This window comes from Candidatus Nitronauta litoralis (assembly GCA_015698285.1).
Classification (GTDB): domain Bacteria; phylum Nitrospinota; class Nitrospinia; order Nitrospinales; family Nitrospinaceae; genus Nitronauta; species Nitronauta litoralis.
The window spans coordinates 1,097,230-1,109,698 of the sequence record CP048685.1; the positions used below are offsets into that span (position 1 = coordinate 1,097,230).

General features: G+C 47.1%; 10 protein-coding genes. 3 read left to right on the forward strand and 7 right to left on the reverse strand.

The window, feature by feature from the left end; all coding sequences use genetic code 11:
- Positions 1-71: 71 nt before the first annotated feature.
- Complete coding sequence (locus G3M70_04965; GenBank protein ID QPJ61272.1) at positions 72-2,165, forward strand: AAA family ATPase; 2,094 nt, start codon at positions 72-74, stop codon at positions 2,163-2,165.
- Positions 2,162-2,992 carry a hypothetical protein gene (locus tag G3M70_04970; GenBank protein QPJ61273.1) on the forward strand — a complete coding sequence of 277 codons (831 nt, stop codon included), beginning with the start codon at positions 2,162-2,164 and terminating at the stop codon, positions 2,990-2,992. Before G3M70_04965 ends, G3M70_04970 begins: the two co-directional genes overlap by 4 nt.
- Before the next feature lie 154 nt (positions 2,993-3,146).
- Here G3M70_04970 and G3M70_04975 read toward each other — a convergent pair whose 3' ends face one another.
- The 7 genes from G3M70_04975 to G3M70_05005 all read right to left on the reverse strand — a co-directional run bounded on the left by G3M70_04975 (position 3,147) and on the right by G3M70_05005 (position 10,516).
- Positions 3,147-3,632, reverse strand: coding sequence for a GDYXXLXY domain-containing protein (locus G3M70_04975; GenBank protein ID QPJ61274.1), 486 nt, complete (start codon positions 3,630-3,632; stop codon positions 3,147-3,149).
- A complete protein-coding gene (locus tag G3M70_04980; GenBank protein ID QPJ61275.1) occupies positions 3,629-4,771 on the reverse strand; it encodes a DUF2157 domain-containing protein in 1,143 nt (380 codons plus the stop codon). The genes G3M70_04975 and G3M70_04980 overlap by 4 nt, the downstream gene beginning before the upstream one ends.
- Positions 4,772-4,925: 154 nt before the next feature.
- Positions 4,926-5,390 carry a hypothetical protein gene (locus tag G3M70_04985; GenBank protein ID QPJ61276.1) on the reverse strand — a complete coding sequence of 155 codons (465 nt, stop codon included), beginning with the start codon at positions 5,388-5,390 and terminating at the stop codon, positions 4,926-4,928.
- 84 nt (positions 5,391-5,474) lie between these two features.
- A complete protein-coding gene (locus tag G3M70_04990) occupies positions 5,475-5,849 on the reverse strand; it encodes a hypothetical protein (GenBank protein ID QPJ61277.1) in 375 nt (124 codons plus the stop codon).
- A gap of 65 nt (positions 5,850-5,914) precedes the next feature.
- Entirely contained in the window at positions 5,915-7,840 is a 1,926-nt protein-coding gene (locus G3M70_04995; GenBank protein ID QPJ61278.1) for a response regulator, read from the reverse strand.
- A 14-nt stretch (positions 7,841-7,854) separates the two neighbouring features.
- Positions 7,855-8,448, reverse strand: coding sequence for a YfiR family protein (locus G3M70_05000; GenBank protein ID QPJ61279.1), 594 nt, complete (start codon positions 8,446-8,448; stop codon positions 7,855-7,857).
- Between the two features lie 19 nt (positions 8,449-8,467).
- Entirely contained in the window at positions 8,468-10,516 is a 2,049-nt protein-coding gene (locus tag G3M70_05005; protein QPJ61280.1) for a TonB-dependent receptor, read from the reverse strand.
- 439 nt (positions 10,517-10,955) lie between these two features.
- Between G3M70_05005 and G3M70_05010 the strand changes: the two genes are divergently transcribed.
- Positions 10,956-12,308 (forward strand): hypothetical protein, encoded by a 1,353-nt coding sequence (locus tag G3M70_05010; GenBank protein QPJ61281.1) that lies wholly within the window; start codon positions 10,956-10,958, stop codon positions 12,306-12,308.
- The last annotated feature ends 161 nt before the right edge of the window (positions 12,309-12,469 follow it).

The following is a 12,469-nucleotide window of genomic DNA, read 5'->3' on the forward strand; positions in this document are numbered from 1 at the left end:
CGGGGTTTTGCCCTCTGCTCCCTGTTTGTCTTTCCGATGGGCGGAACGAACCCCGAGATACGGAATAGCTGATGAAGGTCCAACAATCCGATTTCTACCAGGTGCTGGGCGTCCCCAAAAACGCCTCGCAGCAACAGGTCGAATGGGCGTTTAAAAAGAAACGCGCCATGCTCGACAAACCTGCCCTCAACAAAAAATCCACGCCCAGTCTCACTTCGCTCCAGGAACAGATCGAGCAGGTGAAGGAAGCGTTCGACACCTTGTCTGACCCCAAAAAACGCATGGCGTATAACGCGTGGCTGGAAACCGAACAGGCGGGCACGGAGGAACAACCGGTCGAAGCTCCTCTGGTCGAGTTGCCGAAAAACCCGCGCAAACAAAAAAGCAAAAAACCGGCCAGCGTGTACCTCGATTTCTACGGCTTCACGGAAAAGCCGTTCGACCTCACGCCTGACCCCAAATACCTTTACCTGAGCGCGAAGCATAAAGAGGTGCTGGCGCATCTTGTGTTCGGCCTGCAGGAAAACAACGGTTTCCTTAAAATCATCGGCGAAGTCGGAACCGGTAAAACGACCATCATCCGCAGTTTCCTGCGTGAATTGCGCGAAGGCTTCAATTTCGCCTACGTGTTCCACCCATGCGTCACGTCACTCGAACTACTTCAGTCCATCAACGAAGAATTGGGACTGCCCTCGGATTCGGAAAGTAAACGGACGCTCATCCGCCATCTCAGAAAATTTCTGGTGGAGGAGCGCGCACTCGGACATCGTGTCGTCGTCATCATCGACGAAGCCCAGAACCTGGACCCGGGCGTACTCGAAGAGTTGCGTCTGCTCTCCAACCTGGAAACCGAAACGGAAAAGCTGATCCAGATCGTGCTGATCGGTCAGCCGGAACTCGAAGCCCTGCTGGCACGAACGGAATTACGTCAGCTCAAGCAGCGCATCACCATTCAGTGGGAACTGTTGCCACTCAACCTGGAAGAAACGCGCGGTTATATTCAACATCGTTTGAACGTTGCCGGTGGAAAGGGAAAAATCCGATTTGAAAAGGCCGCGGTCGACATGCTGTACCGTTACACCCAGGGCATCCCGCGCATGATCAACGTAATGGCAGATCGGGCTCTGTTACTGGCCTACACACAAAATTCAAAACGCATCACCACCAAAATCATCCGATCCGCCGCGCACGATATCGGCGGACTGCAAAAAGAATCCCATCTGAAAACGGCGGCGTGGAAGGTTTTTCTACCCGGGTTGCTGCTGGCGGGTATGTTGTATGTCGGTATGGACCAGTGGGTAGACTTTGGATCGCCCGAGAAAAACAATGGCATCGTCGATTTCAAACGCCTCATCCAGGAAGATCCGATGGACCTGACGGATCCCGGTGAACTGGTTCCGGCTGCTCCTGCAACTTCGGCAGAAGCACCACCGGCTGAAACAAGGATGTTCACCAATTCCAAAAATGAAGCTTCGGCTCCGGTCGAGACCACAGCTTATAAACCGATTTCGCGCAACGGTGTTTTGCAGATTGGCGAAACCGGTCAACTGGTCACCTACCTTTCAAGTTTGAACCTGGCTGAAAGCAAGGCCGAAGCGGCGCGCTGGGTTCTGGATCGATGGGGTGTATTGCCGGAAAATATGCGCCGGTTACGTGCAGAAAGCTTTGAGAGCATTCAACTCGATTACGGCCTGTCACATTATGAGCTCAACGCGAGCTTTAAAAAGCTGCGTACCTTCAATCAACCGGTATTGCTGGAGCTGACGCTACCCAATTCCAAAGGCACCAAGTACGTGGCACTGTTGTCGCTGAAAGGCAAGCAGGCGGTTCTGGGTTCGTCGGATAAAATTTCGATTCCGTTTTCCCTGGTGGAGCCTCTATGGAATCACCGCGCCCATCTTGTGTGGAGAGACTTTGAAGAACTTCCGGAAATGGGCAAAGGATTCAAGGGACGCGAGGCAGTCTGGCTCCAGAAAAACCTGCGCCTGCTCGGTTTTTTCAAGGGACGGGAAGCGCCGATTTATGGTCCTAAAACCGTTCGTGCTGTGCAGAGTTTCCAGAGACGATATGGCATCGCAGATCACGGCAGGTTTGACACTGAAACCCGGATCCTGCTTTACAACCTGCTCACCATTTACGAGACGCCGCATCTTGAGGGCGCATGAGCACGATCTTAAAATCTCTTCGTAAACTTGAAGAGGAAAAAAAGTCGCACGACAAAAAGCTCAACCTCAAGGAGATGATGATTCGTGAGGATGCGCGGCCCCCGGTGCGCAATGAAGTGGCAGGTGACTCGCGAAACTGGTGGACCGGGCTTGGTTTATTGCTCGCGGGATTTGCCGTTGCGGGCTTTATGGCCTTCCTGCTCTGGCCAAAAGAAAAATCACGGGACAATCCTCAAGTTTCCAAACCCAATCCGGCGCAGGCTTTAACTACGCCGGATGAACCATCCTCACCGCTCGGTGGTGTTCCGCTTTCCAGTATCCCGGATTTCACCCAACGTCCGCCAAGGGAAGATGAAGGGGTGATTGAGGAATTTTTTATTGAAGAAGAACCCCCACCTGCCATAGACGAGCCTTTTGATATTGAATCCAATGAACCGGTCATGGAGAATGTTATTCCGCCCGTCACAGAAACCATAGAAAAACCCGAGCCCGTAGTTAATGCTGAGCCCGAAGCCAACGATGAAATCGTGACGGCACTCGAAAAGGTTCCGACTCAAACCCGGACCACCATGGAACCCACCCCCAGCATTCCTGAAATCATTCCTCTGGAATCGGGTGAATCTATTGAAGGATTGAAACTGAAAGGGATTATTTTTTACGGTGAGGATAACCCTGAAAACTATCTACTGTTCAGTTATCCGGGGATGAGTATTCACCGACTGCAGGTGGGGCAATCCATTGCGGAAGCCAAGCTCGTCGAAATTCATCCAGGTCTCGCGGTGTTTGAATACGAAGGACGGCAGATCAAACTCAAAGTCGGGTCCTAACTCCTTGCCGGAGGGGCAACATAACCCTTTCCGCGGATGGCAAACGTATAACATCTTTTCCCTCTAACTGATCATACTTTACAATCCTCATTATTCTATTCTGCTTCACCGCAAGGTGATCCTCGCCGGGGAGGCAACGCCCTATAGTCATTATCTATTCAGCTCGCCAGGATTTTCCGTCGATCAACAAGTCTTTTATCTGGGCCGTACCTGAGGGTTGCACAGATACCACGATACTGGCTTTTCCTCCCCTGACCAACTTATCGAGTTCACTGGCCTGTTCTTCCGGAATGTAATAGCGTTCGATTCCTGCTTCGAAACGGCTCGAGTTCATGCATACCCCCCGGATCATCTGCTCACAATTATTTACAGGCGAAAGGGAGAATTGTTTGGGGCTCAAACAGACATACGCTTCCATCGCCACCTTTCCCATCATACCTTTACAAATATCATCGACTCCATATTCCACACGGTATGTAAGGTAGTGACCTGACAACAGATCGCGCGGGTCATAGCCTGTGATCGGCAGGATCACTTCCCGCCCAGTGTTCAGCAGATAACTTTTGTTTCCCGTCAACAACATCAGGGCGATGATGGGAAATACCAGAACTGCGATCAATTTGCGATTCGATTCGATCATGTCAACAATCCCTCCGCCCAGTTGGCGATGGCCTGGCGTTTTTTATTCCACCAGGTGACCATGCAAATGATCAACACACCTGAAACGATCAAACCGATCCCCGTAGTTGCCAGTCCTCCGAGTGCCTGAAAATAAAGGACGAGAAAGCGCAGACCAATGAACACCACCAGCACCTGAAATATTTTTCTGTGCCTTCGGCTGGCCATGAGAATTGCAATCAGTGAGAGTATCAATAGAGTAAATATTGCCGAAATATAATCTGACTTAATGTATAAAAAACTTAAATGAAATTGAATTACGAATCCGAAAAGTGCAAACAATGAAACCCAAATTTGGAGACGGTTGAATTGTTCATCCCTGACAAAAGCGATTCCAACCAGGATCGCCAATATATAACCAGGAGCAAAAGCCACCAGACTTATTCCCGGATTGTCATTATTGTAAAAGTCTGATGAATTAATAACCTCAATCGTGACCAGTGTGAAAATCAACGCGAGAAAACTCCAGACTCTGAGAGCATGGGTTTGACCGCTCTCACCGAAAACCTTTTTTAATAGAGCCGTCATCAATGTGGCCAAAAGCGGGATAGTCATTATCAGTGCTTGCTCCTGGCCTTTATAAAAACTCTTTAACCAATCGATTTCGAAAGCTCCATTGATGACCCCAGCAAAAAATCCGGTGGCCCAGATAAAAGGCACAAATGATTTTTTTGAGGCCACGGCCACGCCAGCCGTGATCACCGACCATAGCAGCAGGGCCTGCCAGGCTTTGCCCCCGGTGTTGTATATCTGCGAGATCAATCCAATGGATGCGAGGCAGGAAATCTGGAAAGCCACCAGGTACATTTCAAAATAAAGCGGCTTGTCTTCAACATGCGTTTTGAAAACACCATAAGCCAGGGCAGACAGCAGAATCAGGTCTGCCGCCAGCTTCACAGAGTCCGGGATGTCATCCCAGTTTGCAGCGATGAGGGAGATGATGCCGATACCGACCGTCACCGCACCCAGTATCAGAAAAGTGGAGAGGATCCAGGAACTCGCGGGTTGGCGGTCTTCGTAAGAGAGAATAGAGTCCGCGACGTCACTGTTTATCAGGTCGGCGCGGACCCATTCCTCGATCTTTTTATCAATGCGAGCCATAACGATAACTTTAAAATCAATCCCGCATCGCAAAAATATTTTTGAGCAAAATTAAAAGCGGGATTTATTACCGGGTTTACCCTGAACTTATCGAGGGGGTTTAAAAGGACATCAATACGAAATTGTCCTCTTGATCTTTAATTCTCCCCCAGCATTATGGCTTGATATACAAATATCCTTGTTCTTGCAGGTCAGCGATGCGTTTGACTGCGACTGGATGTTCAGTGGGTGCAAAGCCCGGTGCCAATGTCTCAATCGGTGCATCCATCAGTTTCATGGAGACCTGGCACATTTCCGGTTTCGCGCCCTTGTTGACGATAGTTCTGAAACGTTTCAATAATTCGGCATCGATGGTCTCTTTTTTAAATAGAGGAAGTGCCGGCCCGTGAACAACCAGTTTGATATCAATCTTGTCCGGACCACCTTCGGCTTCGATGTGTTTTTTGATCAGCGCCATGGCGTATTTAGCGGTGCCAAGATCATTTCCATCTACATGATAGAGCACTTTTAGTTTCCCATCTTCCGTCCGGTGATTGTTGCCTGTAGCGTTTGCCACTGTGGAAATCGTCAGAAGAGCTACCATCAAGAGTATTTTGAACAACAGGTGTTGAGACCGCATGATGTATTCTCCAAAAATTATGGAATGTTTGTGAATCTATAATTCAGCATACCACGCCTGATTTTGAGGCAATGGAAAAAGGATCTATAAACCGCGCAAGGCAGGTAGGTCGTTGAATTTGATTTCGACTCCGGGGAGCCCTTGTTCAACAAGAATATCAATCACTTGGCGAATAGCGGCGACATGGCGTTTGGTCGAGGCCATTCCATCATGCTCGGGGTCTTCATTCTCAATAGTCAGGGAACCTGGGGAAAGGTAGTTTATGTAAAATGCTCCAAGGGGTCTAAAAACATCACTCGCCCCATCTTCGGGACAGGAGTTGACGATCACCATGTGAGTGTCCTGGCCCGGCGTGGAATAGACCTCAAACAAACCGCCATGTTTAATCGTGTTTCGGCGGCAATAATCCAGAATCCTCACCGCATTCTCGTGGTTCACCTGCCGGTGCAAGCTATGCATTCTACTTCCTGTTTCGGGACAAAATTTTAGTAATTCACTTCAGCTTGGGAGCAAGCCGTTGCCTTCTAATAAAGGTATTGCCTGACCATACTGGCCAACTCTTCCACATTAATGGGCTTGGTCAAATAAGATTTTATTCCAAGATCAAGAGTTTTCTTTATATCCCCATCCATAGCCTCAGCGCTCAAGGCAATTACAGGAATATCCTTTAAAGTGTCCAGGGCCTGCATTCTCTGGAAAACCTCGCGTCCGTCCATCCCCGGAAGGTTCATATCCAATAGAACCAAATCAGGATGGTGCTCTTTAACCATTTCAAAGCCCTGGTGTCCATTATTGGCCGTGAGCAGGTTAATTTGATCCTCATATTCAAAAATCTGCTGAACCAGAGACAGGTTCAAGGGATTATCCTCCACATACAAAATACAGAACTTATTAGATCGAAACGATTGCTCCTCCATAAACTTTTCAGACCCGGGTTCCGGGTACAAAGCCTCCGGGTTTTGCCCCTGGGGAAGGTGCACCGAAAAAGTACTGCCCTTACCTTCATCAGTTTCGACTGTAATTTCCCCATTCATAAGGTGAACCAGTTTTTGTGTCAGGGCCAGCCCTATTCCGGTTCCTTCTACCTCCGTATTTTCAGCATTCAATCGATTGAAAGGTTCAAACAGTTCATCGAGCTTATCCATTGGGACTCCAACTCCCGTATCCTCCACTTTAAAAACAACCATCCCGTTGGATGTTCCCGCCACACAGGCTACATTCACTTTTCCATTTTCTTTATTATATTTTATGGCGTTGGAAATGAGGTTGATTAAAACCTGTCTTAATCGCACCCTGTCGGCAATCACAAAAATGTTTTCAAAACTTTTGGTATTAATAGTTACCTCGACATTTTTTTTGTTTTCCCAGTACTCCATCAATTCCTTTACCTCCATGATCAAACTTGACAAGGAGGCATCTTCCAGAGACAAGGACAGATAACCCGTTTCCACTTTGGAAAGATCCAGGATGTCATCAATCAAAGCAAGAAGGTGCTGGCCGGCCGTCACAATACGCGTCAGGTTTTCCAGGCTCTGATCATCAACCTGATCCCGCAAATTCATTTCAAGCAGTTGTCCGAAACCAATGACCGCGTTCAAAGGTGTTCGCAATTCATGACTCATTCTTGCTAAAAATTCAGACTTGGCCCGGTTTGCATTTTCGGCAACTTCCCTGGATCGTTCCAATTCTACTGTCCTTTGCCTGACACGATCCTCAAGCGATTCATAGGCTCGCTCCAGCTTCTGGCTGCCCAATTGAATCTGTCCAAGCATGCTGTTAAACCGTTCGACCAGGAAACCCAACTCATCATCATTTTTTTTTCGCCCTCGAATGGATATATCATTCTGATCAACTACTTTATGCATCGTGTCCGCAAGATCCAGGATGGGGTGGGATACATTTTCATTCAGGCTTGTCGACATCCTGTAGGTGACGAACAAGGCGATCAAAACCACGAGGATCACGATCACGGCATAGTACTTCATTCGTTCGAATATTTCCTGAAGGTCTGAAACAATCAAAAGGGTTCCCAGTCTGTCTCCTCCCTGCTCCACAGGCTGAAAAAAGTAAATGTGCCAATTCAAAAACTGTTCTCCGGGCTCATCGGGGCTGGGTGGAAGAAGGTCTATTTCAGACTTATCCTCTGGTTCAAGGCTTGCGAACACCTCTCCTTTTTCATCATAAATTCTAGCGCCTTTGATATGCGGCTTAACTTTTAAGGTTTTTAATAATTCGTTTGCGCCTTTTTTATCGCTGAAAGCCAGAGGAGCCGAGCTGTTGATGCTCATGATCTGAGCAAGGCTGGAAACCTCATTAGTCAGGGATTTCTTAAAAATAATAACTTCATAAACGGTGAAGAAAAAACAGGTGCTCCCCAATATGAGAATACTGGTGAACAAAAGAGCCTTGTTCACTCTTTTCTTTATTGAGGAATTATCTGGGACCTGCATAATACTTTCCTGGATTATTTGTAAATTTTTATTGCCTGGTTCAATAGTTTGTAACTGATAGACAATCGGGACCGTTTCGCTTCTTTTAAATTGATTTCAAAATTGATCGAATCATCACGTATCACAAAGTTAATGATGCCCCCCTGATCACAAAAACCATCCATTTCTCCTATAGTCAGCATTCCCTTTTCACGCGCCTTTTCCAAAATATTTGAAAGGCTCCTTTTTTTGGAAACATTGACAAACAAAATTCCAGGTTGATTTCCTTCCTCAACACCATCAATTTCCTGCACAGTGAGAGTTCGGCCTGAGATTTCTTTTCCATCAAGGTCGGACAACGCATCATTAATCGGACCCGCTCCCAAAAGGTAAAGTGTAAATTTCCCATTGGAATCTTCCTTTGGCCAATCAATAAACTTTATAAAATTGAAGGTGAATGCAGCTTTCAGTTTGTGCTCCAGGGAAACACTTTCCCTGGCAGCAAGGCTTTCTCCGGGAATGGAAAAAAGAGGAAATAAAAACAAACCAAGCGCGCCCAAGAGGCACCCGGCCCAGACAAGGCTGGAAGACCATTTGACTTTCCGGAAAATTTTTTCTGAATTTTTCAAAATAGCTTTCGCAATAAAATTAAAATCGAACTGTCACTTTCCCATAACCACTTCTTGGAACCCGCGTTGGAGAAACCCGATTAAACTCATTTGCAGGAGCAAACTCGTAGTGCTCCCCATCCAGTACGTTGAGCACTCCCACGCTCAATTCAACAGAGGAGGTTGGTTGCCATCCCAGCCGGAGGTCCATGCGGGTATACTGGGGTGCCCCGATATTGGTCAGGCGGTCAACGTAATAGAACGAGGTGTCGAATTCCAGATCGTGAGGAAGGTCAACAAAAGAGCGTAACTTCCATTGAAACTGCGGACTGTTGCCGGTGGTGAAAATGGTAGCCGCATCGGTGCTGCCGGATTCCCGATCCAGATCCATTTCCAGCCAGTTGAATCCTCCCTCCAAACGCCAACGGTCCATCACTTCCCATTTACCTACAATTTCTATCCCGTAAGTATCACCGTAAGCGCGGTTGTCGATAGTGATAGGGACCAATATATGTGGAGGCGCCGGCATCGCTTCAAGCGCAGGAGTTCCTCTTTCGAATGAAAGCAGGTTGCTATACATATTGTAAAAAGTGGAAATATCAAAATAAAGCTTATCATTGGGTCGAATCCTGTAACCAAATTCCATGGAGAATAGTTCTTCTGATTTAACATCCTTGTCGCCAAACAGGGAAATCAAAGTCACCGCCCCACCCGGACCCGGCATCGCTCCCAGTTGAACTCTCGAACCATCAGCAACCCGTGAAGGGGTCCGCACTGCCCGTGAGAAAGCGACCCAGACCGCCTGCTTTTCATCTATGTTCCAAAGCGCACGACCGCTGGGCTGGACCTCTACACCGGTATAAGAGTTAACCGAAACCTTGGTTCCGAGCGTGACCTTGAGTTTCTCCGGTACCACCGTCCAGGTATCTTGAACAAAACCACCTATCAGGTAATTGGTACGACTGGCCTGAAAAAACTGAAAATTAAAAACATTGTCGTATTTATCGATGATATAACGCTGCCCTAGTCCCCATATTAATTCATGCTGGTCGGCCAGTTGGAAGCGATGCTGGAAATCCATATCGTAGGTGTTTAACTGCATGTCCGGCTGAAAACTCAGGTTGGAGCGGTTTTCCCTGTTATAAAAAAACTGGAGCTGCATATCTGAAGTATCAGAAAACGTTCTATCCCAGCGTGTTAAAAAATGCCCGCCACCAAAACCGTCTACCTCATTGCGCGTGGGCAACGAGAGAGGAGCCAGGGAGGACACCACAGAGGGGGCACTCAGTCCGGATTCACCCTGGAAATACTCACCTTGCATGGAAAATTTGTTGTTTTCAGATGGTGTCCAGTCGGCACGGAATCCACCTCGCCCAGATTCCCATTGGTCCGCAGCAGGTATGGCACCGTGTTCTTCCAACTCATCCCGTGCCTTGTATTTTCCATAGAGGCGCAGGGAAAGGTTGTCACCAATCTTTGCTCCGTATCGGGCTGTGCCAAATCCATTTTCCAGATTGCCAGCACCTGCGGTAAGCAAACCGCCTTCTGTATCTTCCGCATTTTTTGTGATGATGTTGATCACTCCATTAACAGCATTGGCGCCCCACAGAGTGCCCCCCGAACCTTTGATCACCTCAATTCGTTCAATGTCTTCCAGCGGGTAATCGATCTCATCCCAGAACACACCGGAAAAAACGGAGGTATAAACACTGCGACCATCAATAAGGATCAGCATTTTGCTGGCAAACCGACCATTAAAACCACGCGACGTTATGGCCCATTTATTACCATCGATCCGTGCTACCTCCAGCCCGGGAACCAGCCGCAACAATTCCGGAATGCTGAGTAAGCCAGAACGACGAATGTCTTCCTGAGTAATGACGTAGATAGAAGACGCTGCATCAAACTGCTTTTCTTCCTTCCTTGAAACGGAGGTAACCTTGGAAAGCTTAATGCCCTTCAACTCAGAAATTGAAAGAGTACTAAGGTCTTCCGGCAGATCCATTCCCTTTCCCGGTTCTCCAGCCCAGGCTGAAGGAACTACCTGGGTTATCAGCATAAAAACTAATAAAAATTTCGAAGTTTTCAATTCTCCTCCGCAAAATTTCATTTTTTTACCTTATAAAAGTTGGGATATTTCGAATATCCAGATTAAACGTTTAAATTAAAATCACTACTCAAACTTTCCTTAATTTTTGGCAGAAGGGATCGTAATACAGAAAAATGAGAGGGATATTTGACATAAAGATAATAAGCCCGAGGTTTTTGATTATTGCCGAAATAACGTCCAGAAACCACATTCAAACCAAATATGGCGGATTACCTAATATTATAAAGTTATTGTCAGCAATTTGGCATACAGAATCAACGGCATCTTAAACAATTATCCGGTTAAATGGTGTTTAAAATAAGGCCTCTATTTCAAAATACCCCTCTTAGAAAAGGAGGGCGTCCCTTGCGACTAAATCCAGTTTCAACTTGATCCAAAATGTTATAATTTTCTCCTTTATTAAAAAAATGAGGATGAAATGGCCGAAGCAAAGGACATTGATGACAGCCTGGAGTTTCTACGCTCTTTTGAAAAATACACCGAATCGCAGGATTTGATCACAACCGTTCAGAACAAGCTGGAGAAAAACAAAGGACGGTTGGAGTTGTGCCTGGAATCACTCACCGAAGACGACTTCAAGGCCCTGGCTGACCTTGAACCCTTATCCCGGGTTACCCATCTCGACCTCAGGGAAACAGGTCTAACCACGGCAGGGCTGGTTCATCTCTCCGGTTCAAAATACCTTTCCGGGTTAAAACACCTCAAGCTGGATAACAACAATATTGATGACGATGGCTGTTTTTATCTGTCAAAGGTGTCCACGTTTTCCAACCTTATCGAACTGAACTTGTCGGCCAACGAAATTGGCCCACTCGGAATTAAATTGTTGTCCGGCTCAAAAACGCTCACCTGCCTTCAAACGCTCGATATTTCCTATAACCGCATACAGAGCCAGGGTATCCAGGCCCTTGCCGAATCTGAACTGGGCAATCGGTTGACCCGACTGGTCCTTTCAGACACGGGAATGGGAGACACCGGCCTCGATCAGTTCGGTCGCAAGGCCTCAATGCAGGAGCTGGCCACTCTTGAATTATCGGACAATCACCTGACAGATAAATCCATAGGCACTCTGGCCCGGTCTTCCGGATTCCCCAATTTAAAAAATCTCATTTTCGACAACAATCATCTAGGTGATGACGGAGTCTATGAATTGGCCGACGGTGTGCTTTGTGAAAATCTGGAAGAACTGCGATTAAAATGCAATGAGCTCACAACCGATAGCGCGATCTCTATTTCAAAATCATGCACACTCACAAATTTAAAAAAGCTCGACCTTAACAACAATGATATCAGGGCTGAAGGAACCGAGGCGCTTTCCCAATCAAAGAACTGTCAACAACTGGAAGCGCTTGACCTTGGCGAGAACCAACTGAATGCGGATGGAGCGAAAGCACTTGCCAATAGTCCCTTTCTAAAAAACATGAAAGAGCTTCGCCTCAACGACAACAATATTGGAGATGTCGGAATCACGGCTCTGGCCTCTTCTTCAAACCTTCCAAAACTGGAAGCGCTGTACCTGGAACAGGGAAACTGGATCAAACCAGCCGGAGCAAAAGCCATTGCCGACTCTGATCATTTTTCAAATTTAAAAACCCTGGTGCTTGGCCTGAATGCCATTGGAGACGAAGGTGCCCGTTACCTTGCAGAGTCAGAAAAGTTGGGAAATCTCGTGTTCCTGAACGTTATTGGAAACAAGCTCACACCTTCCGGAGAAGACGCTCTACGCTTCTCAACCCAACTCACCAACTTGAAAACCCTCGAATTAGTCTAACTATTTCCTACAAATAACCCGATAGGCCTTCTGATAACCATTGAATTTAGGCGGATTAAAAATACAGATCTTTCCAGGAGTCCCCAAATGGGGTATTTTGCCCAAACCATGTTGAAATAAGGAGTTACACGTAATACCATGCCCCTTATAATACGGGACAT

What these genes read in the sequence shown, in the direction of transcription:
- G3M70_04965 (QPJ61272.1), top strand. Translation starts at nt 72, where the DNA reads ATGAAGGTCCAACAATCCGATTTCTACCAGGTGCTGGGCGTCCCCAAA.
- G3M70_04970 (QPJ61273.1), top strand. Translation starts at nt 2,162, where the DNA reads ATGAGCACGATCTTAAAATCTCTTCGTAAACTTGAAGAGGAAAAAAAG.
- G3M70_04975 (QPJ61274.1), bottom strand. Translation starts at nt 3,632, where the DNA reads ATGATCGAATCGAATCGCAAATTGATCGCAGTTCTGGTATTTCCCATC.
- G3M70_04980 (QPJ61275.1), bottom strand. Translation starts at nt 4,771, where the DNA reads ATGGCTCGCATTGATAAAAAGATCGAGGAATGGGTCCGCGCCGACCTG.
- G3M70_04985 (QPJ61276.1), bottom strand. Translation starts at nt 5,390, where the DNA reads ATGCGGTCTCAACACCTGTTGTTCAAAATACTCTTGATGGTAGCTCTT.
- G3M70_04990 (QPJ61277.1), bottom strand. Translation starts at nt 5,849, where the DNA reads ATGCATAGCTTGCACCGGCAGGTGAACCACGAGAATGCGGTGAGGATT.
- G3M70_04995 (QPJ61278.1), bottom strand. Translation starts at nt 7,840, where the DNA reads ATGCAGGTCCCAGATAATTCCTCAATAAAGAAAAGAGTGAACAAGGCT.
- G3M70_05010 (QPJ61281.1), top strand. Translation starts at nt 10,956, where the DNA reads ATGGCCGAAGCAAAGGACATTGATGACAGCCTGGAGTTTCTACGCTCT.